Source organism: Tabrizicola soli (assembly GCF_015999335.1).
In the GTDB taxonomy this organism is placed as follows: Bacteria; Pseudomonadota; Alphaproteobacteria; order Rhodobacterales; family Rhodobacteraceae; genus Tabrizicola; species Tabrizicola soli.
On the sequence record NZ_JAEACP010000013.1, the window covers coordinates 19,788 to 42,678 of the forward strand.

Genomic DNA, 22,891 nt, shown 5'->3' on the forward strand with positions numbered 1-22,891 from the left:
GGTCAGCCGATCTCGCGCGCGACCCGCCAGGTCACGGGGACGGCAAGCAACGCCCCGCCCGCCGCCGCCAGGAGGATGGGCGTCAGGCTGACATGGCCCAGCGCAAGCACCGCGATCACGCCGGTTCCGGCCACCGCAGTGGCAATCGGGGCGTAGAGAAGCATGAAAAGCCGCACGTCAGTCTCCGGATTAATGGCACCTGATCAGGATGCCACAGATCCAGGACCGCTGCCTTGATCCGGATCATGCCGGAACTGCCCTGTAGGGTGGGTGCCTCACCCGCCCTAGGCAAGGCGTTCTCAGATGCTGCGCGTCGTGCCGCCGTCCACGATCAGCGTCTGGCCGGTGACATAGCTCGACTCGTCGGTCAGCAGGAAAGCCGCCGCCTTCGCCTGCTCCTCGACCCTTGCGATTCGCTTCAGCGCGGCAAGCTCGCCGTATTTCGCCACGTCGAGGCTGTCAGTGAAACCGGGCGCCAGGCAGTTCATCCGGATGCCGGCCGGGCCATAGCGATCGGAGTAAAGCTTGGTGAACGACTGCACGCCAGCGCGATACACGCAGGAGGCCGGGAACCACAGCGAGGGCTCCATCGCGGCATAGGTGGTGACGTTCACGATCGAGCCGCCGCCCTGTGCCTCCATCACCGGGGTGACGAGGCGGGACATGCGGACGACCGACTTGACGATCATGTCGTTGGCGAGGTCCCAGTTCTCGTCGGTGATGGCCAGCAGGTCGCCTTTCGGCGGGTGGCCGGTATGGTTGAGCACGGCGTCGATCCGGCCGTGGGTTTCCAGCGCCAGGTCGACGACGGCCTGCAGGTCCCCGGCGCTTTGCGCCACGCCGCGCCGGGCCACGCCGCCCAGCTCCGCCGCCAGTTTCTCGCAGCTGTCCGAGGGCGACATCAGCACCAGCGCATAGCCGCGGGCCGCCATTTCGCGGGCAACCGCCGCGCCGATACCCCTGCCCCCGCCGGTGACCAGACAGACCTTCTTCGACATGATGATTCCCCGTGCTTGACCGCCGCACCCTGTCAGAGGCCGCAGGCACTGTCACCCCCGGGCGGGGCGTCGATCTGCATGTCGCGGGAGGAGGTCATTGGTGGAGCAGAGGTCTACCAATCCCCTAAACCAATCTGTCGCTCTCCCGTCTCATATCATCCTGTTTTTGTTGCTATCATACCTCGCCTGATGTATCAATCAGTTTCATCAAGTTGCATTCTGTCCCACCATTGTCCCACCAAAGCGCACGCCGCCTGGCGGGACGGATGGAGGGACAGCCGGAGCGAGGAACCGAACATGCCGCTTACAGCCAAGGGCGTTGAGGCCAAGAAAGAGCCGGGAATGTACGGTGACGGCGGCGGGCTCTATCTCAGGGTCGGCCCGACTGGCGCCAAGAGTTGGATCGTGCGAACGGTGATCCACGGCAAGCGCCGGGAACTCGGCATCGGCAGTGCCGAACTTGTCAGCCTGGCAGAAGCCAGAGAGAAGGCCGCAGAGCTTCGGAAGGTGGCCCGGGCGGGGGGCGACCCGGACGCGGATCGGAAGGCGGCGGCGAAAGCTGCGGCCGAGGCGGCACGCCGGAACCTGATCACCTTCGGGAAGGCGGCCGAGGCAGTTCACGCGAAGCTGTTGCCCAAGTGGAAGAACCAGAAGCACGCCGAGACGTGGATTTCGGGCCTGAAGCTTCACGCCTTCCCCAGGCTCGGAGAGAAGCCCATTCAGAGCATCACCCGGGACGACGTTCTGCGCGTGCTGGAGCCCATCTGGACCAGCCGGGTAGAGACGGCCCGAAGGCTTCGCCAGCGGCTCCATACCGTCTTTCAGTGGGCCAAGGATGAAGGGCACTTTGCCGGAGAGAACCCGGTCGATCAGATCGGCCTCGGGCTGACTCAGGTGAACAAGAACACAGCCCACCTTGCGGCGATGCCCTGGCGCGACGTGCCGGCCTTCTGGCCCCAACTGGTCGAGCGGGATAGCGTGTCGTCGGCCTGCCTGCGCTTCCTGATCCTGACCGCCGCGCGATCGGGCGAGGCCCGCGGCGCGACGTGGGGTGAGATGGATCTTGAGGGCGCCGTTTGGACCGTCCCCGCCAACCGCATGAAGCGCGGCAAGGCGCACCGCGTGCCGTTGACGGCGGAGGCGCTGGCGATCCTTGAAGCGATGAAGGGCCTTGATCCGGTGCTGTGCTTCCCGTCACCGAACCGCGGTAAGGAGGGCGTGCGGCCCCTGTCCGACATGGCATTCAAGCTGCTTTTCAACCGCATGGGGGTCAGCGGCTTCACAGTCCACGGTTTTCGGTCGGCATTCCGCGATTGGTGCAGCGAAAGTGCCAAGGCCGATCCAGAACTTGCCGAGGCAGCTTTGAGCCATGCGACAGGCAACTCAGTGGTGAGGGCCTACGCGCGAAGCGACCTGTTCGACCGGCGCCGGGATCTCATGGACGCCTGGTCGAGGTTCGCGACCGGGCAGGCGTCGGGCGAGGTCGTGCAGTTGGTGCGGGCATGAACGACGATCTCGACGAAATCGACGAGGAATGGGCCAACTGGGAGCGAGGCGAACGGGTCTTCCTTGAAAAGCTCTTGGACCTTCTGGCTTGGTTGATTGCGGTCACATACGGCCGGATCGCACCTGACGATCGATTGAGGTGGCCGCTCGTGGATCTTTGGCGGCACGAAGAAACGCAACAGTTGGCATTGTCAGGCCCGATCTTCTACGAACTCACGCGCAATCAACTAGCTATCGACTTCAGTGATGATCCTGGAAGCTTCGCACAGTACGACCACCACTCAGATTTTGTCGTCAAGTTCCTATTGATCAATTGTCCGCCTAAGAGACAGGGGCAAGGCAAGGGGCGAGCAGAGATGTGCGCTCTCACTGCACTCATGTTTCAAGTGCACCAACCTCTCAACTTCTGGGAACTTCCCGTGCGGCCTGCCGATCCTGATGATTGCTGGTCCGAGCACCTTCACTCCGAGCACGCATTCAGCGTGGCACTATCGGCACGATTGAACGCTCACCATCGCTTGGCAGACCTGCCGGACGCAATTCCATCTCCGGAAGCGCTTCGCCGCCTCTTGCCCAAGGGCTGACGCAGTTCGGCGAACCTCTCGATAAGGGTGCATACCCCGAGTGATAGAACCGCGCGACTGTATGGCATCGGTTTCCACAAAAAAGGATCGAACGCCATGTCCAAGTTCCCCATGCCCTCCGGCTTGATGACCGCGCGTGAAGTTGCGGGGCACTTCAACTGCAACGTCTCGACGGTCTGGCGCTGGCTCCGCCAGGGAATTCTGCCCAAGCCGGTCAAGATCGCGGGATCGACCCGTTGGCGCCGGGAAGAAATCGAAGCGATGACCGCTGGCGAAACCGCAGCCTGAGCCCGACCCCCACCCCGCGAGGGGCAGGAGGCCGGGCCGGTCGTGCTGCTGCAATGGCGCCACCATATCCGCCCCCCTGCCCTTGCGCCATGCAAGGACGCTCAAATGGGCAGACATTCGACATGGGACCGCCGAAGCTGGACCGTCACGCCGGCCGAGGGCGCAACCTTCACCGTCGCCACCAGCGAGGGCGCAACCTGGGCGCTCCGAGCCTTGATCGCCGCCGGGCCAGCAGGCTTGCGGCCGACCGATGGAGCCTCGGGCCGCTTCTGTCTGCTGATCGGAAAACTGCGCGACTTGGGGCTCTCGATCGAGGATCTGCCGGCCGAGGACGAAGGCGGGCGCGCCGGCTTCCGGCTCGTCTGTCAGGTCGACGCAGCATGACAACAGGTATGGGTTTGCGCGCGTTCAGGTCGGTGCATGGCAGGGTCGGCCAGTTTCGGCAAGGCTCTCCAGCACGACAACAGGAGGACCGCATGATGAAAGACAACGTGCATGACCTGCTTACGGTTGATCGAGCGGCAGATGAGATCGGCATCGGCCGCACCACCCTGTTCAAACTGATGCGAGCAGGGGAAGGCCCGCCAGTGATCAAGCTGGGCGCGCTGACCCGCATTCGACGTGAAGCGTTGAACGCTTGGCTGATCTCTCGCGAGAGGACCGCCGCCTGATCTGAGATGAGAAAACCCCGGCCCTTCACCCAAGGACCGGGGCCGAAACAGGAACAGCCTTCGCGGGGCCTTCCGGACGCAAGAAGACGTTACATCATAACGTTTCTACCGGCAAGTTACGTCCCGCGCAGGCTCCATGAGGAGCAACGCCAATGTGCGAGGCGGAAAGTCAGTTTCCCATCGTCCCACGCGCTTCCGGGCAAGTCGACACGTCATAAGGCCGGGCACTTCCTCCGGTCTATGCGGATGGTCTGCCCGGGTGCGCCTTTGCACGAAAGACCCCTGCCACGGTTGCGCGTTCCCGTGCCAAACGCGGCCTACGCCTCCGAGACGCCGCCAGCGATGGGGCTAACTGGGGGTGAATGAAGCCTACAGCCAAGGACACCAGCTTTAGAGACGGCTGCCCAATCCCGGAAGGTGCGGGGAAACGACTTTAGTGGTGATGACCTACCCCGGCTGCGCGAAGCCGAAACCTGCCCCGGGGGCTTCCGGGATGGATCGCGGTCGATGATGTGAGCTTTGGCTGGCCACCCCAGGCAGAAACAAGGGACGCAGGAGAGGATGGCTGTGCACCATCACCCTACGTCTCTTGATCTTGCATTTGATCAGAACAGTGAAAATCGGCCGCGCTCCGGACAGAAAATCTTCAATCGATCTCCTCACCGAAAGGACCCAAGCATGTCACTGACACACGACCAACTCCCACCAACGGACCGACCGGAGAAATTCTGGTCCGGTCGGATCGAGAGCCTGAGCGCTCAAATCCGCGACTGCCGAGACCGAGTTGCCAGCAGCGAAGATGAGCTCCACGTCTTGCCCGGGATCAGCCTATCAAACTGGCTGAAGATGCTGAGGGTCGACCTTCTGGAAGCCGTCGTTGAGCGTGAAGCCGCACGGGCCAAACGCGAGGCGGAACTGCCCGCAGGTGGCGCCGATGATGGGGTGGAGACTGAGGGCCTTGACGCAACGCTTACCCGCTTGCGCGATCTTCTCCCCGACCTTGAAAACCCGACCGTGCCGGAGTTCGCCCAGATGACACCGGAGGACGAGGCGGCCTGGGAGACGGAACATAGGGGCGGCAGTGGTCCGTGGGATACGCTTTCGGCAAACGAGCGGAGGAAGCTGCAATGAGTGTGAAGGCGTGCCTGAAGGGCAAGATCGCATCGGGCCAGGTGAACGATCGGAAAGGCCGGGCCACGCTCGACCTTCTGGCGAAGCTGACGCGGCAATACGAGGGCGCCGGCTTCAACCGGCTGCAGGCCGAGGCCATGGCGGCTGAGGAGGCGCAACTGATCATCGGACGGAAGGCCGCAGAGACGCGGCATGTGCTCTTGGGCCAGGCCGCGGCGGCGATGCGGTCGAAGGAGCTTGTCGAGGAGTCCAAACAACTGGGTTCGCTGATGACCGACGTCCTGGAGCGGAACGAGGCCAGCCGGAACCGCATGGCGACCGTGGTGGGCACGCAGCGCGCGCTGATGCGGCAGTTTCAGCACCGGCTGGGCGGCCTGATCCAAAAGCACAGCCGCGACCTTCTCGGGCGGACCCGAAACCCGACCAACCTGGCGAACGTGGTGAAGGAGCTTCACGGCGAGGCGTCGGGCGACGCGGCGGCGCTCGCGATGGCGAATGCGGTCCGGGATGCCTTCGAGGACATGCGCCTTCAGTTCAACGCGGCCGGCGGCGTGATCGGGAAGCTTGAGAACTGGGGGCTTCCCCATGCCCACAGCCGGGCGGCAATCAGGAAGGCCGGGTTCGACGCCTGGGCGGCAGAGGTCGGGCCGCGGCTGGCTTGGCACAAGATCCCGGACGACTACACCGGCCGCCCCTTGGCCGAGGAAGGCGAGATGCCCTCGCCCGCCGTCGCCCACAGGTTCCTTCGGGAGGCGTTCGACAACATCGCCTTCGGCCGCACCACCGAGAGCGGGGAGAAGGTCGCGCGGGAGGGGATGGCGCTATGGCGGCGCCGGGCGCAGCCCCGCGTCCTGCCGTTCAAGAGCACGGACGACTGGGGCGCCTACAACCGGAAGTTCGGCACGGGCGATCCCTTCGCGTCGATCATCGGCCACGCGCAGCGCATGGCGCGCGACATCGCCCTTGCTCGGGAATTCGGCCCGGACCCGCGGGCAGGCTTCAGGGCGCGCGCAGAAATGGCCATGGCGAAGGCGCGCGAGTTGGGCGACGTGGACCTTGCCCGCAAGATCGAAGGCTCTGCCGCCCACGGCGAGCGGATGCTGAACATCATCTCAGGGAGCCAGGTTCCGGCCGGGCCCTTCCAGGAGGCGATGGCCTCGCTGTTCTCGACCACGCGGCATGTGCTGACGGCGGCCTTCCTCGACCGGGCTATCCTCTCGGCGGTGAGCGACCTGAACTCCATGCGCGTTGCTGCGAAGGCCGTGGGCATGAACCCGGCGAACGTCGTCTCGCGCCACGTCAAGTTGCTGGCCGACAGCCTCAGCCGGGAAGAGGCGGCGCGGGCCGGGTGGATCGCCGACACGCTGGCAGACCCCGGCGCGGCGCTGGCGCGGTTTCAGGCAGAGGTTCCGCCCGCGATCTTCGCCGAGCGCCTGTCCTCCCTTGTCCTGCGCATCCAGGGGCTTTCCCACTGGACCGACCAGGCCCGGATTGCCTTCCAGATGGAGATGGCCGGGCTTTTCGCCGAACACGCTGGAAAGCGCATCGCGGACATTCCCGAGCCCATGCGCGGCCTCTTGGTCGAGAAGGGGATCAGCGATGCAGAATGGCAGGCTTTCACGGCTTCCGATACCCTGTTCCGCTCCACCAACGGCGCGACCTTCGCCAGCCCGATCTACTGGCGCGAGGCGACCGACATGGACCGCCCCGCCGCGGATGATCTGTTCGCCCGGCTCCAGGCGATCGTCGAGGAACAGACCGAATTTGCGGTCCCAACCCGTTCATCCTGGGCAGAGGCGCACATTCTCGGCACGGCTCCGCCCGGCTCGATCGGCTACGAACTGGCGAAATCCGGGCTCATGTTCAAGTCGTTCCCGATGACGGTGACGGTCAACCAGATCCGCCGCATCATGGCCCCGCCGCACGGTCAAGGGCGCGTCAGCTACGCGCTGGACTATGCCGGCGGCGCGATCCTCCTGGGTGCCGTCTCGCTCCAGCTTGTCGAACTTGCCAGCGGCAACGACCCACTAGACATGACGCAAGCCGACTTCTGGGCCGCGGCCGCCCTGCGCAGTGGAACGTTCGGCCTCTTGGGTGATGCGCTGGCTTCGACCGAGAGACCCGGCCAAGGGCTGGCGTCCTTCGTCGGCGGCCCGATGGTCGGACTGGCGCAGGACACGGCGTCCCTGACCTTCGGGAACCTGATCGACGCGGCCAGTGGCCAGGACATGAACTTCCTGCGGGAGGCAACCCGGTATGTGAACCGCTACCTGCCCGGGGGCGACTTACCTTTCGTCGGGATCGCGGCGGATCGGCTGCTGATCGACCGCTTGATAATGGCGATCGACGGGCAGGGCGTTGAAGAGTTGGCCCGCGAGGTCGCCCGCTCGCGCAAGCGGAGATCAGAAAACATCTTCTGGCTTCCAGGTACGCCTTCGCCGAGCCGGATGCCGGATTTCTCAAAGGTGTTTGGGCAGGTGGCAGAATTCAAGGCCCGATACCCGGAACTCTACGGCGAGAAGTGACCGGCCGCGCGTGAGAAACACCACCCATCGCCCACTTTTCGGGCCCGTGCGTTTTCGTGCGGGCCTTTTTTTATTGATCAGAGGCGCGCTGGAGGTCGGTTGACCCGTTGTCGTATGTTCGGGGCCGGGATGCTGCGTTGATGCCCGTTTCTGGCGCGTATGGCGGTCAGGGAAGGGCCTTCCGGCCTTCCGGCACCCCCTCCCCCGCTGCGCAGGGTTGACGCTCACAGTTCATCTGTTGTGCTCTGGTTTTCGAGGTTGCAGCCTTGCGACTCAAGGCTGGGCAAGCACAGGCGCTTGCCTCTGCGCCCGGAGCACTAGGGAAGGTTTAACAAATGTTCTCTATTGATCGGCATGGAATTGACTTATATGTCAACTGAGGATCGGCTCAGGGAGTTGGTAGCACAGGGAACGCTTCGCTATGTCATGCCGCAGCGTGGTCACTCCGCAGTGAGATATGTGTATCTGCTAGATGCACTGTACAGGCGGATCGAGCATGAGGTCGAAGCCGACGGCGAAGATGCGGAGAGGCTCGCTGGCGTAATGGCAGTGCTCTACGCCTTCATTCATGGGAAACGCATGACTTTCGGCATGGATCCGATCTCGAAAGGCCGTGCTGCTCTCATTGCCAGGACGAAACCGGTTCGGATGGGGATCATCGATTTTCGAGTAATGGATCCGTCACCCGGGATGCGTCTCATGGGTGGATTTGTGTCAGCGGATCATTTCGTCGGCCTTCGCTGTTTCGGGCGTGGAGAGATGGGGCCCTTGGGTGGCTTTGGAGGATGCGTGCGAGAGACGTGCGCGACCTGGGCCAAGACATTCGGAACAGGGCTTTCCCCTGTAGTTTCAGACACCTTGAGAGAGTACGTGACCGAAAATGTTCATGAAGTCTAAGCCAGTAGGATCGGAACCTGTATCAAAGGCCGACCTCGCGTTTGCCGCGCAGCGCTTGCGGCTCGAACTACACAACCTGGTCTTGGAAGCCTTTGAGCGTGAAAGAGTTTCGCAGAGCGAACTCGCCCTTCGCCTGCGAAAGCAGCCATCTCAGATTTCGCGTTTGATGGCAGCCCCAGGCAACTGGACGTTGGATACCGCCGCGCATCTTCTGTACGGCATCAGCGGGAACGTCGTGGAGGTGACCGAGCACGATATCAGTGCCGCACCGGTTAGGAACGATGTCATACCTGACCTTCTGTTGGGTCAAAGCGCCGCAAACGCGCCCAAGCCGAAGGCCGAAGGGGTAGTGTCAGGTGCTTCCGCGCCAAAGGTTCAGTTCCAGGTTTCCATTCCATGACGATTACGCCTCGCACCGCCTTACTCTGCGACATGTACCGAAGGGAAGATAATGGGAAAGGCCTCCTGATCGGTATCTACCCTCAAGACGTAGTGTTCCCTCTGTTCCCCGCGACCGGCGCCTTTGTGCTCTACGTGCAGTGCACTTTTTCGGCGGCAGGGTCGCTGTCGTTGGTCTTGAGAGTGCAGCATTCAAACGGCCAGGAAGCCATGATCGACGGGTCGCTAGATGTTCTGTCACCGCAGACCACGTCGTGGCTTCCCGTCCCGCTACCTCCGATGACGTTCGAGGCAGATACCAACCTCGTCGCATCTTACAGGGACGAGGCCGGCAAGTGGATTGAGTTCTTCTCGATCCCCATCAGAAAAGGCCCAATCCCCGGGACACCGTGAAGCAGTTCAGTTGCAGGTGATTAGCCGCGTGAACCCGTTGGCGGCCTCTGCGAGATCCTCGGGGGCCAGCGGTGCGGCATCTTCCACTTCGACCGGTTCGATGCCGTTCTGATAGAGGAACAGTTTCGCGATCTCTGCCCGGATGGCGAAGTTGATATTCTGGGGAATGTCCCCCGTCGCTTCTGCGACCATCTGGGCATCCAGCTTCGAAACGACCACGCCCACGACCTGGCCCGCAGAGTTCACTACCGGCCCACCTGAGTTTCCGGGTTGCACCGGCGCAGATATCTGCATCCGCACTCCGTCGCCGGCTATGCCTTTGAGGCTCGTCACAGAGCCGCGCGTCACGTTCAAGCCACCCAGGAGATCCGGGAGCGGGTACCCGATGACTGTGACGTCGGAGTTAAGCCGGGCGGGCTTCTCTGCAAACTGCGCGGGCTCTGCCGCGGGCGGCGGGGTGACGCGCAAGAGCGCCAGGTCAAAGGCTTCATCCGTTGCGACGACGGTCGCTTGCAGCCCGTCAATCGACACGCTCGCACACCCGTTCACGACGTGATTGTTCGTCAGGAAGTCGCCATCTGTGGACACCAGGAACCCGGTGCCGAAGCCTGGGGCCTGATCCTCGCGTCCTGCGCCTTCGTTGCCCTCGGGGGCGGTCTCGGCAGCGGCGGGAGCGGTCTCCCCTTGCGCGGCAGAATCGTCAGCCATCACCGCCGCCATGGTCTCGATCCCCCTTGCCAGCACGCCCGGAGAAATGCCGATCGCAGGGGCGTATCCCGGCTGAATGCTCCCCGTCACCGCGGCGAAAGCGCCGGCGTCGCTGTCACGCGCCGAGAGCATGATCGTCGACCAGGCGCCTCGCCGATAGTCCGACCGAGTGTAAAGGCTCACCCCGTTCGCCGTTCTGGCTGAGGTGATCCACAACACCGGCCGCCGGACCTGGTAGACCTCGCCCAAGGCTTGCTCTGCCGTGAACTGGTGCAGCCGTTCCGTTTGCGCGCCCGCACCGATGGTCAGGGAATAGCCCAGAGAGGTTCCGGCCAACTCCATGTTGACGAAGGTCTCCGACGGTTTCCCAGCAACAAAGCCGATCGTTGGAACCAGAAACGACATGTCGAGGGCGGAATTGTACTGGCGCACCCATCCGTGCTTTTCGAGGATCTCGTAGGTCTCCAACGCAAGGAACAGCACGTCGGCATTCGTTACGAACTCGGAGCGACCGTTCCGGACTTCAAACCTTTCGAGGGCACGCTGACTGCCCGAGCCCCAGGCACCATCGAGAAGTCCGTTGTACGCATTTGAGAAGGCAAGGCCCGCCTGAAGAAAGCGCTTTTCTTCGGCAGTCAGGAAACGAGCGTCAAATTCGAGTTGCAGCTGATCCGCTTCAAACGCACTCGCGGTGGGCGCGGCAACCAGAAATGTGAAAGCTATGGCGACTGAAAGGCGAAGCACGATAACCCCTGGCTCGACTGCCTCTGATTGGAGAGGGCCGCGCCGGGTTCGTCAAGCAAGATGGTTGGATACAAAGATAACGGAAGCTTCAGGGCCGTTCTTCGGCTTCCTGCAAGTGCGCGGGCCGCTGGTAGACGTACCCCGCATTTGCGTGCCCCGCCACTTGGCTACGCGCATCCACATTCACGTTCACCGAGGCCGAGGGGCGACCTTCGTTCATGAGCAGTTCGATCAGCCGCACCTTGACGGTTTCCGAGGACGCAGAGCGCAGCATGTCCGCCGCCACCTCCAACGCCTCCAGCCGTAGCGCGTCCCGACGGGCCGAGGCCTCGTCCAAGAGGCGCTTGCGCACATCCTCCGCGTACAACCGCACCTCTGCCCGGCGCTGGGCCTTGTAATAGGCTTGGGTGCTGATGCCGGCCGCGGCACAGGCATCCGTGACGGTGCAGCCCTTCTTGATGCGCAGTTCAATGGCGCGCTTCAGCGAAGCCGACAGGCGGGACGGGCGGGCGGGGCGCAGGGACGCGGGGAGGGTTTCAGACATGCCCTGAAGATGCAGTTCACCAGCAGAACGAGCGATGCACCGTCAAGGATCCGGGACGGGCCAGAACAGGGCAAGCCCTGCCGCCACCAGAGGCAGCGCGAGATAGAGGCCGTAGAGGTAGATGCTTGCCACCCAGCTAAGGCGTAGCGTCGATCTCTGAAGCTTCTCGACCTCTTCGCGGGCCGCCTTAACCTCAGCCGCCACCTTCTCGATTGCGGCCTGATCGGATTGGCCCTGAAGTTGCCGGGCAGAGTTCTGTACGACCTCGATCATCTCCTCAAGTTGCCCAATGCGGTCGATCGTCCTTGATCCGACACTCCATCGCGCCATGCCGTTGAACCGCTCCGCACTGTTCCAGGGCACCAGCGAGGTCCAGTCGCCGATCCAATGAGCGAGGAACGTTCCGGACTGCACCAAGACTACGATCACCGCAGCGCCCGCGATCACCTTCGGGTCAATCACCACCTCAAAGATCTTCAGCCCGGTGAGGTCCAGCCCGTAGAATTTCGCGAGGAAGACCGCCAGCGCCGTCCCGACCAACTGCCGGGCTGATCGGCGCGTCGGCTCCGATACGATATCCCGCCCAAGAAGATGCATCGCCACTCCTCACAACAATCCTGGAAATCCAGCACGAGGGCGCGGGAAGAGAAAGGAAAAATTTCAGAACTGGCGCGGCTGCGTGTGGAGTAGTGAAACCGCGCGGCCCGTTTTTACCCCCCACCCCCCTCCCGATCGACCCCCACCCCCTATGCGATGCCCTGGGGGGGCTGGACCGGGAACCCGTCGCCAGACTTGGCGCCGGCGGGGCTGGGCTCAGAGTTTGCTCCAATCGACCCCGGCCACGTTGCCCGAGGCGTCTGCCTTCGCATTCTCCCGGGCCTCGGCTTCGGTCTCGTCCGCCACCCGGCGGCGACGCTTGATCCATGCCAGCACGTCCTGACGACAGGTCAGACCGATCAGGCCATCAATCCGAGGGAAGCCTTCCCTTTCCAGCTTCGGCCGGTTCTGCCTGAACCAGTCGCGCGAGCGACCGAGGACCGTCGCGACCTCGGTCTCGGTCAGGTACTCCGGCACCAGCCAGGACTTACCCTGCGTCTTGTCCATCTGCGCTCCCTCCTGAATGCGAAAGCGGCCCCACCCGGTCAGGCAGGGCCGCGCTGGGCCGTCTGTCAGTGCTGGATCGGGGCGGTAAGGCCGAGGGCTGCCCAGGCCTCCCGCATCAGCACAGCGGCCGCGCCAGCGTGCCGGGGCTCGGTCACGTCGAACACCATCGCCACCTTGCGCCAGATATCCAGCGGCTCGACGGCGGGCAGATCGGCCGCCATCCGTACCAGCGCCAGATCCTCGTCGATCTCGGCCTCGGTGGACATGCCGTCGGCTGATTTCTGGGCGAGCGGGAGCCACTGGTCGAAGATCGCGGCAAGCGGGCTCTGTGCAACGGCCTCGGCTTCCTCCCGCGCCCGGCGGAACAGAGCATCGGCGGTCGCGGTGACGTCGCGGCCTTCCTCGGTAGTCATGGCGAGCAGGCGCCAGCCATCCACTGCGCAGGTGACGGGAAGCAGGACGGCGGCATCCTCGATGCGGGCCTGTTCCTGGGCGAGGTGGTTGAATGTCGCGTCGTCGGCTTGGAGAAGCTGCGCCTCGATCACGTTCCAGGCGGCGAAGGCTTCGGCGATGGTCTGCATGGGTCTCATCCTTTCAGGGGCCTTTCGGCGGTTGAATGGATGATCTGAGCGAGGGAAGCGGCGTCTCGGTGGTGGGCTAGATGGTGGGACAGGTCCTGATCCCTTTCGGGTTTTCCTGTCTTTTCATCATCTTAGCTGAGGGTCATTGGTGGAGCAGAGGGGGATCGAACCCCTGGCCTTATCATTGCGAACGATACGCTCTCCCAACTGAGCTACTGCCCCAATGACCTGGCGCGGTGTCTCGCGCATCGCAGGGGTATTGTCAAGCGGGCCCGAACGGGTTTCAGCCTGCGTGCTGGCGGGCAAAGGCCACGATGTCGGCGGCGGGGCGGGCCCCGGCGAGGCGGGCGATCTCGCGGCCGTTCCTGTAGAGGATCAGCGCCGGAATGCCGCGGATGCCGGCACGGGTCGAGACCTGGGGGTGCTCCTCGGTGTTCAGCTTCATCAACCGCACCCCGGGCGCGAGCGTCCTTGCCGCCTTGGCGAATTCCGGAGCCATCATCCGGCAGGGACCGCACCAGGGCGCCCAGTAATCCACCAGCACCGGCAGCCCGTCGCTGCGGGTGACCTTGTCATGCGTGGCTGCATCCAGTTCGGCCACACCGCCGTCCACCAGGGCCGCGCCGCAGGTGCCGCATTTCGGCCCCTCGGCCAGACGCGCCAGCGGCACGCGGTTGCCCTGGCCGCAGGTCGCGCAGGTGAGCCTTGCCGATTCGGACATTCGATCCCCCATCACATCTATCAAGGTTCGAAGATGTGAAGCCGAAGTCCCGGACGCAAGACCCCGCGGCACGGGCGTTCAGAGAAAATCCTCTTCCTCGCCGGTCACGTCCACCCCCAGCGCCTCGAGTCCGGATTCCAGGTTCTCGGCCAGATGCGGCATCCCCATGAGATAGCCTGCGGTCGGCGTCGTCGCCTCGGCGGCGGCGGTGGCAGCGGCCTCGGCGAAATCCTCGGGCTCGAAGGCGCCGCGGCCGATCCAGGCGATCGCGGTCAGATGCGCCTTTTCCTCATCGTTGAGGTTGTCGATGAAGGCGTGAAGCTCGGCCTCGCCCACCGCACCCTCGCGGGAAAGATAGATCACATGGACCACTTTCTGCGGGCTGATCTCAAGCATGGGTCACTCCTTCTTCATCTGGGTATCGTCGCGCAAGCCGGGCGCGGGCGCAAGCGCAGGCTCAGCCCAGAAGCCAGACGGTTGCACCATGGATCACCGCGCCCGCCAGCGTCGAAAGCACCACCGAACGGCGGAGACGGAAGGTGGCGAGGACGGCAAGCGTGCCGGTAAGGGCGGGGACAAGGCGGGCCGGATCGGGCACCAGCTCGGGCAGGATCGCGGCGACGAACAAGGTGGCGATGGCGGCGGGGCCGGTGGCCGAGAAGAACCGCTCGAGCCAGCCGCCCGCGGCGAGGCGGTCGGTGCGGGCCAGGATCGGCAGCGCCCGGAAGGCCCAGTTCGCAACGCCCGCCAGCACGGCGACAACGAGGAGATCGGTGTTCATCGCCGCACCAGCCCGGCCAGAGCCCCGGCCAGCATGCCCAGAAGAATGCCGCTGGTGGCGCTGATGGCCAGCGTCGCCACGACCGTCACGGCTCCGGCGACCGCAATCACCGGCAGCTGGCGGCGGCTGAGGATCGACAGCAGGAGTGCCAGGAACAGGGCCGGCAGCATGAAGCCGAGCCCGGCGCCCAATGCGGGCCAGCCGTCCAGCGCCCCGCCCCCCGCCACCGCCCCGGCCAGGGTGCCCGAGACCCAGCTGGCATAGGCCCCAAGCCCGAGACCGAACATGTAGGGTTCGGAGAACCGCTGCCCCCGCGCCAGTGCCCCCAGCGCCTGCCCGAAGACCTCGTCCGTCAGGCCGAAGGCCCAGGCCCAAGCATGGCGGGTCCCCGCCTCCCGCCCGGCCTCGCGCATCAGGGCGGGACCGTACAGCACATGGCGCAGGTTCATCGCGATCAGCGTGAAGGCCGAGACCAGCACCGGCGCGCCCGAGGTCAGAAGCGCGAGCGCCAGGAATTGCGAGGCCCCGGCAAAGATGATCAGCGAAAGCGCGGCCGCCTCGGGTGCGGTAAAGCCGGAGCGGGTCGCGGCGACGCCGAAGGAAAAGGCGATCGGGAAATAGCCCAGCACGATCGGCAGGCTGGCGATCAGTCCGTCAAGAAAGGGCGGGCGGGTGCGGCTCATCGGCCACGGCTAGCGCGGCCTGCGCGGGTGGTCAATGCACAGCGTCCGAAAGCCCGACTTGCGGAACGCCCCCCCGGCCGGGCATGCTGAGGTCAACCGAAGACAGAGGAAGGACCGATGCGCGCGCTTGCCTTTTCCACCCTTCTTGCGACTTCCGCCGCCCCGGCGCTGGCCGAGCAGATCCGAGGGACCGACTTCGAGACCGGCTACTGGACCGGCGCGGCCTATACCGAGGATGCGACGGGCAAGTTCCTGTATTGCGACGTCTCGGTCTCCTATACCAATGGCGAGACCCTGTGGCTGGGCCTTTACCGCAACGACACGCTGGCCGTCCTCCTGACCCATCCCGACGTTCGCTACCGCACGGGCGAGACCTTCGATGCCTGGCTGATGCTGGAGACGGGCCTGCCGATCCACCAGGATGCCGAGGCCTGGGACGAAAGCTATGCCGGGATGACGCTCTCGGGGATCGACGGCTCGATCGACTTCCTGTCTGCGGGGCAATGGCTGCGGCTTCTGGGGATCGGGATCGACGAGGCCTATGACGTGACGGGGATCGGGGATGCGCTGGCGATGGCGCGGGCGTGCCACGCCAAGCATTCCGGCTCGAACCCCTTCGCGACGGTCGCGCCGCCGGTGGCGGAACCCGAGGTCACGCCCGAGGCCGAGCCGCCGGTGGAAGTCGAGCCGCCGGTGGAAGTGGCGACCGAGCCGACGGTCGAGCCGCCGAAGCTGGGCACGCCGCCACCGATGCCGAAGGTGCCGGACCTGAAGCCCAAGACCGGCGGCGGGCTGGGCACGCGACCTGGCGGCGCGCTTGGAACGCCGGCACCGAAACCGACGCCCTGAATCTGGCCCCCGGATCGGTCCGGGAGCCAGGTTTTTCAGTAAAGATATGCCAAAATCCTTGCTTGAGGATTTTGCGCCTCATTCCGCCGCTTCGGCATAGGATTCCACTGGCGGGCAGGTGCAGACCAGATGGCGGTCGCCATAGACGTTGTCGACCCGGCCCACGGGCGGCCAGTACTTGTCGACCTTGAACGCCCCCGGCGGGAAGCAGCCGGACTCGCGGCTGTACTTCCGGTTCCACTCGCCCACCAGCGCCGCCACGGTATGCGGGGCGTGGCGCAGCGGCGAGTCCTCGGCCGCGATCTCGCCGTTTTCCACCGCCCGGATCTCCTCGCGGATCGCCAGAAGGGCGGTGACGAAGCGGTCGATCTCGGCCTTGGTCTCGCTTTCCGTCGGCTCGACCATCAGCGTGCCGGAGACCGGCCAGGACATGGTCGGTGCGTGGAAACCATTGTCGATCAGGCGCTTGGCGATGTCGTCCACCGTCACGCCATGGTCGGCGAAGGGCCTTGTGTCCAGGATGCATTCATGCGCGACCCGGCCCTTGTTGCCCATGAAGAGGATCGGGTAATGACCCGACAGCCGCGCCGCGACGTAGTTGGCGTTCAGGATCGCCACCCGCGTCGCCTGGGTCAGGCCCTGTCCGCCCATCATCAGGCAATAGGCCCAGGAAATCAGCAGGATCGAGGCCGACCCGTAGGGCGCCGCGCTGACGGTGCCGTCACCCCCGGTCTCCGGATGCCCCGGGAGATGCGGCGCGAGATGCGCCTTCACCCCGATCGGCCCCATGCCCGGCCCGCCGCCGCCATGCGGGATGGCGAAGGTCTTGTGCAGGTTCAGGTGGCTCACGTCGCCGCCGATCTCGCCCGGCTTCACCAGGCCCACCAGCGCGTTCATGTTCGCGCCGTCGATATAGACCTGCCCGCCGTGGTCATGGGTGATCCGGCAGATCTCCTTCACTGTCTCCTCGAAGACACCATGCGTCGAGGGATAGGTGATCATGCAGGCCGCCAGCCTTGCGCCCGCCGCCTCGGCCTTCTGGCGGAAGTCCTCGACATCCACGTCGCCATTCGGGGCGGATTTCACCACCACCACCTCCATCCCCGCCATCTGCGCCGAGGCCGGATTGGTGCCATGCGCCGAGGTCGGGATGAGGCAGACCTTGCGGTCATGATCCCCGCGCGCCTTGTGATAGGCGAGGATCGTCAGCAGCCCCGCATATTCCCCCTGTGCGCCACTGTTCGGCTGCATCGAGAAGGCGTCATAGCCGGTGATCTCGCAGAGCTTGGCCGACAGGTCGTTGATCGCCTCATGATAGCCCGCCGCCTGGTCCCTTGGCGCGAAGGGGTGGAGCGAGCCGAACTCCGGCCAGGTGATCGGCATCATCTCGGCCGCCGCGTTCAGCTTCATCGTGCAGGAACCGAGCGGGATCATCGCCCGGTCCAAGGCCAGGTCGCGGTCCGAAAGGCGGCGCATGTAGCGCATCATCTCGGATTCGGCCCGGTTCATGTGGAAGACCGGATGGGTCAGGTAGTCGGTCGTCCGCAGCATCTCCTCGGGGAAGCCCAGCGTCGCGCGGTGCGGCGGCACCCCGTCGATGCCGAAGGCGCGCAGGACCTTGATCAGGACGCGCTCGTCGGTGGTCTCGTCCAGGCTGATGCCGACGCGGTCCAGGCCGATCTTGCGGAAGTTCAGCCCCTCGTTCCGGGCGGCGGCCAGGATGCCGGCCTGCCCCACGCCGACCTCGACCGTGATCGTGTCGAAGAAGGCCTTCGGAGCCACCTTCGCCCCCGCCGCCTTCAGCGCGCGCGCCAGCCGCTGGGTCAGGAAATGCACCCGCTCGGCAATCGCCCGTAGGCCCTTGGGCCCGTGGAAGACGGCATACATGCTGGCCATGACGGCCAAGAGTGCCTGCGCCGTGCAGACGTTCGAGGTCGCCTTCTCACGCCGGATATGTTGCTCCCGGGTCTGGAGCGCCAGCCGGTAGGCCTTGCCGCCCTGCGCGTCGATGGAGACGCCGACGATCCGCCCCGGCATCTGCCGCTTGTGCGCATCCTTCACCGCCATGAAGGCGGCATGGGGCCCGCCATAGCCCATCGGCACGCCGAACCTTTGCGCCGAGCCCACGGCGATGTCCGCCCCCATCGCACCCGGCTCCTTCAGCATGCAGAGCGCCAGAAGATCAGTCGCCATGATCGCGATCGCCCCCGCCGCATGCAGGGAGGCGATGCGGAGGGTGAAATCGACGACATGGCCGTAGCTGGAGGGATACTGGAAGATCGCCCCGAAGACCTTGGTCGGGTCGAGGTTGCGCACGTCGTCCTCGATGATCTCGATCCCCAAGGGCAGCGCGCGGGTGCGGATCACGGCAATGGTCTGCGGATGGCAGAAGCGGTCGACGAAGAAGGCCTTGGCCTTCGACTTCGCCACCCGTTCAGCCATGGCCATCGCCTCGGCCGCCGCCGTCGCCTCGTCCAGCAGGCTGGCGTTCGCCACGTCGAGGCCGGTCAGGTCGCAGATCATGGTCTGGAAGTTCAGCAGCGCCTCCAGCCTGCCTTGCGCGATCTCGGGCTGGTAGGGGGTATAGGCGGTATACCAGGCCGGGTTCTCCAGGATGTTGCGCTGGATCGCCGGTGGCAGGACCGTGCCGTAATAGCCCTGGCCGATCAGGCTGGTCATCACCCAGTTCTTCGCGCCAACTTCCTTCATCATCGCCAGCAGCTCATGCTCGGCCAAGGGCGCCCAGGACAGCGGCTGCGCTTGCCGGATCGAGGGCGGCACGGTCTGGTCGATCAGCTCGTCCAGCGCGCGGACACCGACGGCCGCCAGCATCTCCTCCATCTCGACCGGCGAGGGGCCGATATGGCGGCGGTTGGCGAAGTCGTAGGGGTTGTAGTCGACGGGGGTGAAGGTCATGGCGCAGGCCTCTGGCATGGGGCGGACAAATTCCTTCGAAGGAATTTGCAAATCTTTTCGAAAAGATTTGCCCGGCGCGGAACCCACACCGGGCGCTTTGGATCAGCCGATCAGTTCCTGATACTCGTCCTCGTCCATGAACTGGTCGAGCACCGAGAGATCATTCACCTTCAGCTTGAAGAACCAGGCTGCCCCCATCGGGTCCTCGTTCACGAGGCCGGGGTTGTCGACCAGCTTCTGGTTCACGGCGACGATCTCGCCGTCGATGGGCGCCAGAATGTCGGACGCCGCCTTGACGCTTTCGATCACGCAGACCTCGTCGCCCTCGGCAACCTGGGTCTCCGTCTCCGGCAATTCCACGAAGACCACGTCGCCCAGCTGCGTCGCGGCATGCTCGGTGATGCCGACGACCACATGGTCGCCCTCGACGCGCAGCCATTCGTGTTCCTTGGTGAATTTCATTGCGGACTCCTCAGCGCTTGTAGGTTGTCGGTTGGAAGGGAAGCTCGGCGACCGTCACGGGCAGGCGCTTGCCGCGCACCTCGCCCGTCAGGGCCGTGCCGATGGCAGAATGCGCGCGGGCGACATAGCCCATCGCGATGGGGGCATTTACCGATGGTCCGAAGCCGCCCGAGGTGATGCGGCCGACCGGCGTGCCGTCCGGGGCGAAAAGCTCCACCCCCTCGCGCATCGGGGCCCGGCCCTCAGGGCGCAGGCCGACGCGCAGCCGCTCCGGCCCCTCGGCCAGTTCGCGCAAGATGCGCACCGCGCCGGGGAAGCCGCCCTCGCGCGCACCGCCGGCCTTGCGGGCCTTCTGGATCGCCCAGGTCAGGCCGGCCTCGACCGGGCTGGTGGTGGTGTCGATGTCGTGGCCGTAAAGGCAGAGCCCCGCCTCCAGCCGCAGGGAATCGCGCGCGCCGAGGCCGATGGGCGCGACGGCGGGCTGCGCCAGCAGCTTGCGCGCGAAGCCCTCCGCCTGCGCCTCGGGGACCGAGACCTCGAACCCGTCCTCTCCGGTATAGCCGGACCGGCTGACCCAGATGTCACCGATCACCCGGTGGTCCATGAACTTCATCGCCGCAACGCCCGGCAGCACCGCCTCCAGCGCCGCCTCGGCCGCCGGCCCCTGCAGCGCCAGCAGCGCACGGTCGGTCACGGGTTGCACCGACACGCCCGGCATCCCGGCCGTCATATGGGCGATGTCAGCCGCCTTGCAGGCCGCGTTGACCACGACATAGAGGTGATCGCCCCGGTTGGTGAACATCAGGTCATCCAGGATGCCGCCCGCGTCATCGGTGAAGAGGCCGTAGCGCTGCCGTCCCTCGGCCAGGCCCAGCACGTCCACCGGCATCAGCGCCTCGAAGGCAAGCTTCAGCTCCTCCATCGAGCCCTTCGGCCGCAGGATCACCTGGCCCATGTGGCTGACATCGAACAGCCCCGCGGCCGCGCGCGTGTGCAGGTGCTCCTTCAGCACGCCGTCGGGGTATTGCACCGGCATCTCGTAGCCGGCGAAGGGCACCATCTTGCCGCCCAGTTCCACATGCAGCTCATGCAGCCCCAGACGCTTCAGCCCGTCCTCAAGGTCGGCCATTGCCGCCTCCCTAACCCATGGCCGGACAATCCGGCACCGTCAGGCGGGCAAATCCCCGCCCTGCGATGCCCCCTCTGTCCTTGCGCCCGCTCCGGATGTCCGGGCATGGCGCGCCTGAGATCGTTATCCCTTCGGCGTCCCGAATTTTCCGGGAACTCTCCAGAGCCTGTCGTCAGCTACGGTCCCTTGCGCCTGAGAGTTTACCGGGGCGGTTGCTCCTTCGGCACCGGATCTTGCACCCGGATTCTCCCGAACCTGACGGGTCTTGCCTACCCCAAAGGCGCCCGTCCGGGCAAGAAGATTCGGGATACGACGGTATGCCGTGCGAAAGCGCCGGGTCAAAGCACGCCATGCCGGCGCAGGACGGCCGTCTCGTCGCCGGAGATCCAGCCAAAGACCCTCGGCCCGTCCTGGCGTTGCTGCATCAGGTAATGCACCTCGAAGTCGATGACGGTCTCGGGCAGGTCCGCGCGAAGATAGGTCGCACGCCAGGCGACATGCGCCACGCAATGCATCTCGTCGATCGGCGACAGGCGCAGCCCCCGCACCCGCATGTCCCTGGTGCCGATCGCCCGGTACTGCGCGTGACCCTGCCGCATCGCCTCGATCAGGCTTGCGTCGTTCTTCCCGGCCTTCACCCCGGCGGGCGAGGCGGCGATGAACTCCTCGGCATAAAGACCGGCCACCTCGGCCGGGTCCGGCTCACCGGCCAGCGCGCGCAGGAAGAACTGCTCGTAGCGTGCGAAGAAACGGCGGATGCTGTCTTCCATGGCTGACCTCCGATGGCGGGCGCCGCCAATGTCCCACGTCTTGCGCCCGGCGCCAACGGCTCACGCCCGCCGCTCGCCGGGGTCCGCCACCGGCTCGCCTGCAGGCTTCGGGACGGGACGGCCACGCGTCACCGGCATCGCCGGCGACCGGATCGCCAGCAGCGCCAGCCAGGCCGCCGCCAGTCCGAAGATCACGCCGCCCAGAGCCTGCCCCACCAGCACGCCCTGCGCGCCCCAGTATTGGCCCAGCCACAGCGCCAGCGGGATCGTTCCCAGCGTGTGCCGGCCCCAGTTCACCACCGTCGACCAGAAGGGCCGGCCCAGGTTGTTGCAGACCGCATTGCCGACGAAGATCACCCCGTTGAAGAACCACAGCAGCGCCAGCGGCCCACAGAAGAGGTAGACCAGTTCCCGCGTCAGCCCCTCGGCCCGGAAGCCGTCGGCGATCGGAGCGCGCAAGGCGAACAGCAAGGCCGAGACGACAAGGATCACCAGCCCGGTGAAGACCAGCCCGTCCAGGAAGGCCCGCCGCACCCGGTCCATCCGGCCCGCGCCGAAGTTCTGGCCGACGATCGGCCCGATGGCGCCGGACAGCGCGAAGATCACCCCGAAGGCCACCGGCGTCAGCCGTCCGGCGATGGCCATCCCCGCCACCGCCGCCTCGCCATAGGCCGAGGTGGCCCGGGTGACGAAGGCCTGGCCGACCGGCGTCGCCACCTGGGTCAGGATCGCGGGCACCGCGATCGCCCAGATCGGCCCCATGTCGGCCATGACCTGCGACGGCGTCGGCCGGTCAAAGCCGCCGTATCTCGCCGTGATCGGCCTGAGCGCCATGACCGCGATCACCACCCGCGCCGCGACGCTGGCGATCGCCGCTCCGGTCAGCTCCCAGCCCATGCCGAAGATCAGCACCGGGTCCAGCGCCGCCGTGGCGACCGCCCCCCAGACCGTCGCCATCATCGCCGCCCGCGCATCGCCATGGCTGCGCAGGATCGCGCCCCCGATCATGCCGACCATCAGCAGGGGCTGCGAGGGGATGACGATGGCCAGGAAATGCACCGCCAGCGCCGCCGTCTCGCCCGTCGCCCCCAGCAGCCCGACCAATGGCCAGAGCGCGACCCAGATCACCGCCGCAAAGACCGAGCCGAAGACGAAGCCCAGCACCAGCCCGGTCGTCGCCTTCTCCCGCGCGAGCGCCTGGTTCCTCTCGCCCAGCGCCCGGGCCACCAGGGCGCTGACGGCGATCGACATGCCGATCCCGAAGCTGGTGGTGAAGAACAGCACCGCCCCGGCATAGCCGATGGCCGCCGCCAGCTCCGCCCGGCCGAGGAGCGCGATGTAGAGCATGTTGACCAGATCGACGACGAAGACCGCCATCAGCCCGACGGACGAGGTCAGCGCCATCACCGACACATGCCGGAACAGGTTCCCCTCGACGAACTTCGCCCGCGGCCCGGCCATGCCCAAGCCCTTTCATCTTTGCACAAATATCCCACGGGGGTCCGGG

At 65.6% G+C, this 22,891-nt stretch carries 27 protein-coding genes, 1 tRNA gene and 1 riboswitch; of the genes, 11 read left to right on the forward strand and 17 right to left on the reverse strand.

All coding sequences use genetic code 11. From position 1 onward, the window contains the following. Positions 1-2 precede the first annotated feature (2 nt). Both I7S92_RS13145 and I7S92_RS13150 read right to left on the reverse strand, forming a co-directional pair. Complete coding sequence (locus tag I7S92_RS13145; protein WP_197645319.1) at positions 3-176, reverse strand: hypothetical protein; 174 nt, start codon at positions 174-176, stop codon at positions 3-5. 123 nt (positions 177-299) lie between these two features. Further along, positions 300-998, reverse strand: coding sequence for an SDR family oxidoreductase (locus I7S92_RS13150; RefSeq protein ID WP_197645059.1), 699 nt, complete (start codon positions 996-998; stop codon positions 300-302). A 297-nt stretch (positions 999-1,295) separates the two neighbouring features. Between I7S92_RS13150 and I7S92_RS13155 the strand changes: the two genes are divergently transcribed. The 10 genes from I7S92_RS13155 to I7S92_RS13200 all read left to right on the forward strand — a co-directional run bounded on the left by I7S92_RS13155 (position 1,296) and on the right by I7S92_RS13200 (position 9,392). Beyond that, a complete protein-coding gene (locus I7S92_RS13155) occupies positions 1,296-2,504 on the forward strand; it encodes a tyrosine-type recombinase/integrase (RefSeq protein ID WP_197645061.1) in 1,209 nt (402 codons plus the stop codon). Then, on the forward strand, positions 2,501-3,088 hold the full coding sequence (locus tag I7S92_RS13160) for a hypothetical protein (protein WP_197645063.1): 588 nt from the start codon (positions 2,501-2,503) through the stop codon (positions 3,086-3,088). The genes I7S92_RS13155 and I7S92_RS13160 overlap by 4 nt, the downstream gene beginning before the upstream one ends. Before the next feature lie 96 nt (positions 3,089-3,184). Further along, complete coding sequence (locus I7S92_RS13165) at positions 3,185-3,376, forward strand: helix-turn-helix transcriptional regulator (protein WP_197645065.1); 192 nt, start codon at positions 3,185-3,187, stop codon at positions 3,374-3,376. Positions 3,377-3,418: 42 nt separating this feature from the next. After that, positions 3,419-3,760, forward strand: a complete 342-nt coding sequence (locus tag I7S92_RS13170; RefSeq protein ID WP_197645067.1) for a winged helix domain-containing protein — start codon at positions 3,419-3,421, stop codon at positions 3,758-3,760. A 92-nt stretch (positions 3,761-3,852) separates the two neighbouring features. Beyond that, the gene (locus I7S92_RS13175) at positions 3,853-4,047 is read left to right on the forward strand and encodes a helix-turn-helix transcriptional regulator (protein ID WP_197645069.1); all 195 of its coding nucleotides are present in this window, start codon (positions 3,853-3,855) and stop codon (positions 4,045-4,047) included. Between the two features lie 678 nt (positions 4,048-4,725). Continuing rightward, positions 4,726-5,178 (forward strand): hypothetical protein, encoded by a 453-nt coding sequence (locus I7S92_RS13180; RefSeq protein ID WP_197645071.1) that lies wholly within the window; start codon positions 4,726-4,728, stop codon positions 5,176-5,178. Beyond that, entirely contained in the window at positions 5,175-7,703 is a 2,529-nt protein-coding gene (locus tag I7S92_RS13185; protein ID WP_197645073.1) for a hypothetical protein, read from the forward strand. The genes I7S92_RS13180 and I7S92_RS13185 overlap by 4 nt, the downstream gene beginning before the upstream one ends. Positions 7,704-8,057: 354 nt before the next feature. Next, positions 8,058-8,600: a hypothetical protein gene (locus I7S92_RS13190; protein WP_197645075.1), complete on the forward strand. Its 543-nt coding sequence runs from the start codon at positions 8,058-8,060 to the stop codon at positions 8,598-8,600. Beyond that, the gene (locus I7S92_RS13195; protein ID WP_197645077.1) at positions 8,584-9,000 is read left to right on the forward strand and encodes a hypothetical protein; all 417 of its coding nucleotides are present in this window, start codon (positions 8,584-8,586) and stop codon (positions 8,998-9,000) included. Before I7S92_RS13190 ends, I7S92_RS13195 begins: the two co-directional genes overlap by 17 nt. Next, positions 8,997-9,392, forward strand: a complete 396-nt coding sequence (locus I7S92_RS13200) for a hypothetical protein (protein ID WP_197645079.1) — start codon at positions 8,997-8,999, stop codon at positions 9,390-9,392. Before I7S92_RS13195 ends, I7S92_RS13200 begins: the two co-directional genes overlap by 4 nt. Before the next feature lie 6 nt (positions 9,393-9,398). Here I7S92_RS13200 and I7S92_RS23490 read toward each other — a convergent pair whose 3' ends face one another. From I7S92_RS23490 to I7S92_RS13250, 10 genes are all read right to left on the reverse strand, one after another. Beyond that, complete coding sequence (locus tag I7S92_RS23490; protein WP_197645081.1) at positions 9,399-10,844, reverse strand: S1C family serine protease; 1,446 nt, start codon at positions 10,842-10,844, stop codon at positions 9,399-9,401. An 88-nt stretch (positions 10,845-10,932) separates the two neighbouring features. Then, the gene (locus I7S92_RS13210; RefSeq protein WP_197645082.1) at positions 10,933-11,388 is read right to left on the reverse strand and encodes a hypothetical protein; all 456 of its coding nucleotides are present in this window, start codon (positions 11,386-11,388) and stop codon (positions 10,933-10,935) included. A 42-nt stretch (positions 11,389-11,430) separates the two neighbouring features. Further along, positions 11,431-11,985 carry a hypothetical protein gene (locus I7S92_RS13215; RefSeq protein ID WP_197645083.1) on the reverse strand — a complete coding sequence of 185 codons (555 nt, stop codon included), beginning with the start codon at positions 11,983-11,985 and terminating at the stop codon, positions 11,431-11,433. A gap of 216 nt (positions 11,986-12,201) precedes the next feature. Then, positions 12,202-12,492, reverse strand: coding sequence for a hypothetical protein (locus I7S92_RS13220; RefSeq protein WP_197645084.1), 291 nt, complete (start codon positions 12,490-12,492; stop codon positions 12,202-12,204). 65 nt (positions 12,493-12,557) lie between these two features. After that, entirely contained in the window at positions 12,558-13,073 is a 516-nt protein-coding gene (locus tag I7S92_RS13225) for a hypothetical protein (RefSeq protein ID WP_197645085.1), read from the reverse strand. Positions 13,074-13,219: 146 nt separating this feature from the next. Further along, positions 13,220-13,295 (reverse strand) — tRNA-Ala (locus tag I7S92_RS13230). Between the two features lie 61 nt (positions 13,296-13,356). Then, positions 13,357-13,794, reverse strand: coding sequence for a thioredoxin TrxC (gene trxC, locus I7S92_RS13235; protein ID WP_197645086.1), 438 nt, complete (start codon positions 13,792-13,794; stop codon positions 13,357-13,359). A gap of 78 nt (positions 13,795-13,872) precedes the next feature. Beyond that, positions 13,873-14,190: a DUF3775 domain-containing protein gene (locus I7S92_RS13240; protein WP_197645087.1), complete on the reverse strand. Its 318-nt coding sequence runs from the start codon at positions 14,188-14,190 to the stop codon at positions 13,873-13,875. Between the two features lie 61 nt (positions 14,191-14,251). Beyond that, positions 14,252-14,575, reverse strand: a complete 324-nt coding sequence (locus tag I7S92_RS13245) for an AzlD domain-containing protein (RefSeq protein ID WP_197645088.1) — start codon at positions 14,573-14,575, stop codon at positions 14,252-14,254. Next, entirely contained in the window at positions 14,572-15,258 is a 687-nt protein-coding gene (locus tag I7S92_RS13250; protein WP_197645090.1) for an AzlC family ABC transporter permease, read from the reverse strand. Before I7S92_RS13250 ends, I7S92_RS13245 begins: the two co-directional genes overlap by 4 nt. Positions 15,259-15,375: 117 nt before the next feature. On the opposite strand from I7S92_RS13250, the gene I7S92_RS13255 reads away from it, so the two are divergent. After that, positions 15,376-16,107: a hypothetical protein gene (locus I7S92_RS13255; RefSeq protein ID WP_197645092.1), complete on the forward strand. Its 732-nt coding sequence runs from the start codon at positions 15,376-15,378 to the stop codon at positions 16,105-16,107. Between the two features lie 78 nt (positions 16,108-16,185). Here the strand turns inward: I7S92_RS13255 and gcvP are convergent, their stop codons facing one another. The 5 genes from gcvP to I7S92_RS13280 form a co-directional block, all read right to left on the reverse strand. Beyond that, positions 16,186-19,023 carry an aminomethyl-transferring glycine dehydrogenase gene (gcvP, locus tag I7S92_RS13260; protein WP_197645094.1) on the reverse strand — a complete coding sequence of 946 codons (2,838 nt, stop codon included), beginning with the start codon at positions 19,021-19,023 and terminating at the stop codon, positions 16,186-16,188. A 102-nt stretch (positions 19,024-19,125) separates the two neighbouring features. Then, positions 19,126-19,485 carry a glycine cleavage system protein GcvH gene (gene gcvH / locus I7S92_RS13265; RefSeq protein WP_197645096.1) on the reverse strand — a complete coding sequence of 120 codons (360 nt, stop codon included), beginning with the start codon at positions 19,483-19,485 and terminating at the stop codon, positions 19,126-19,128. Between the two features lie 10 nt (positions 19,486-19,495). Next, positions 19,496-20,614 carry a glycine cleavage system aminomethyltransferase GcvT gene (gene gcvT / locus I7S92_RS13270; protein WP_197645098.1) on the reverse strand — a complete coding sequence of 373 codons (1,119 nt, stop codon included), beginning with the start codon at positions 20,612-20,614 and terminating at the stop codon, positions 19,496-19,498. Positions 20,615-20,783: 169 nt separating this feature from the next. Then, positions 20,784-20,876: riboswitch (glycine riboswitch) on the reverse strand. A 76-nt stretch (positions 20,877-20,952) separates the two neighbouring features. Beyond that, positions 20,953-21,384 (reverse strand): DUF6841 family protein, encoded by a 432-nt coding sequence (locus I7S92_RS13275; protein ID WP_197645100.1) that lies wholly within the window; start codon positions 21,382-21,384, stop codon positions 20,953-20,955. Between the two features lie 60 nt (positions 21,385-21,444). Then, positions 21,445-22,845 (reverse strand): MATE family efflux transporter, encoded by a 1,401-nt coding sequence (locus tag I7S92_RS13280; RefSeq protein ID WP_197645102.1) that lies wholly within the window; start codon positions 22,843-22,845, stop codon positions 21,445-21,447. Positions 22,846-22,891: the final 46 nt, after the last annotated feature.

Excerpts from the sequence above, each read along its gene's own strand:
- I7S92_RS13150 (WP_197645059.1), bottom strand. The coding sequence starts at position 998 with ATGTCGAAGAAGGTCTGTCTGGTCACCGGCGGGGGCAGGGGTATCGGC.
- I7S92_RS13155 (WP_197645061.1), top strand. The coding sequence starts at position 1,296 with ATGCCGCTTACAGCCAAGGGCGTTGAGGCCAAGAAAGAGCCGGGAATG.
- I7S92_RS13160 (WP_197645063.1), top strand. The coding sequence starts at position 2,501 with ATGAACGACGATCTCGACGAAATCGACGAGGAATGGGCCAACTGGGAG.
- I7S92_RS13165 (WP_197645065.1), top strand. The coding sequence starts at position 3,185 with ATGTCCAAGTTCCCCATGCCCTCCGGCTTGATGACCGCGCGTGAAGTT.
- I7S92_RS13175 (WP_197645069.1), top strand. The coding sequence starts at position 3,853 with ATGATGAAAGACAACGTGCATGACCTGCTTACGGTTGATCGAGCGGCA.
- I7S92_RS13180 (WP_197645071.1), top strand. The coding sequence starts at position 4,726 with ATGTCACTGACACACGACCAACTCCCACCAACGGACCGACCGGAGAAA.
- I7S92_RS13185 (WP_197645073.1), top strand. The coding sequence starts at position 5,175 with ATGAGTGTGAAGGCGTGCCTGAAGGGCAAGATCGCATCGGGCCAGGTG.
- I7S92_RS13190 (WP_197645075.1), top strand. The coding sequence starts at position 8,058 with ATGGAATTGACTTATATGTCAACTGAGGATCGGCTCAGGGAGTTGGTA.
- I7S92_RS13195 (WP_197645077.1), top strand. The coding sequence starts at position 8,584 with ATGTTCATGAAGTCTAAGCCAGTAGGATCGGAACCTGTATCAAAGGCC.
- I7S92_RS13200 (WP_197645079.1), top strand. The coding sequence starts at position 8,997 with ATGACGATTACGCCTCGCACCGCCTTACTCTGCGACATGTACCGAAGG.
- I7S92_RS13210 (WP_197645082.1), bottom strand. The coding sequence starts at position 11,388 with ATGTCTGAAACCCTCCCCGCGTCCCTGCGCCCCGCCCGCCCGTCCCGC.
- I7S92_RS13215 (WP_197645083.1), bottom strand. The coding sequence starts at position 11,985 with ATGCATCTTCTTGGGCGGGATATCGTATCGGAGCCGACGCGCCGATCA.
- I7S92_RS13220 (WP_197645084.1), bottom strand. The coding sequence starts at position 12,492 with ATGGACAAGACGCAGGGTAAGTCCTGGCTGGTGCCGGAGTACCTGACC.
- I7S92_RS13225 (WP_197645085.1), bottom strand. The coding sequence starts at position 13,073 with ATGCAGACCATCGCCGAAGCCTTCGCCGCCTGGAACGTGATCGAGGCG.
- trxC (WP_197645086.1), bottom strand. The coding sequence starts at position 13,794 with ATGTCCGAATCGGCAAGGCTCACCTGCGCGACCTGCGGCCAGGGCAAC.
- I7S92_RS13240 (WP_197645087.1), bottom strand. The coding sequence starts at position 14,190 with ATGCTTGAGATCAGCCCGCAGAAAGTGGTCCATGTGATCTATCTTTCC.
- I7S92_RS13245 (WP_197645088.1), bottom strand. The coding sequence starts at position 14,575 with ATGAACACCGATCTCCTCGTTGTCGCCGTGCTGGCGGGCGTTGCGAAC.
- I7S92_RS13250 (WP_197645090.1), bottom strand. The coding sequence starts at position 15,258 with ATGAGCCGCACCCGCCCGCCCTTTCTTGACGGACTGATCGCCAGCCTG.
- I7S92_RS13255 (WP_197645092.1), top strand. The coding sequence starts at position 15,376 with ATGCGCGCGCTTGCCTTTTCCACCCTTCTTGCGACTTCCGCCGCCCCG.
- gcvP (WP_197645094.1), bottom strand. The coding sequence starts at position 19,023 with ATGACCTTCACCCCCGTCGACTACAACCCCTACGACTTCGCCAACCGC.
- gcvH (WP_197645096.1), bottom strand. The coding sequence starts at position 19,485 with ATGAAATTCACCAAGGAACACGAATGGCTGCGCGTCGAGGGCGACCAT.
- gcvT (WP_197645098.1), bottom strand. The coding sequence starts at position 20,614 with ATGGCCGACCTTGAGGACGGGCTGAAGCGTCTGGGGCTGCATGAGCTG.
- I7S92_RS13275 (WP_197645100.1), bottom strand. The coding sequence starts at position 21,384 with ATGGAAGACAGCATCCGCCGTTTCTTCGCACGCTACGAGCAGTTCTTC.
- I7S92_RS13280 (WP_197645102.1), bottom strand. The coding sequence starts at position 22,845 with ATGGCCGGGCCGCGGGCGAAGTTCGTCGAGGGGAACCTGTTCCGGCAT.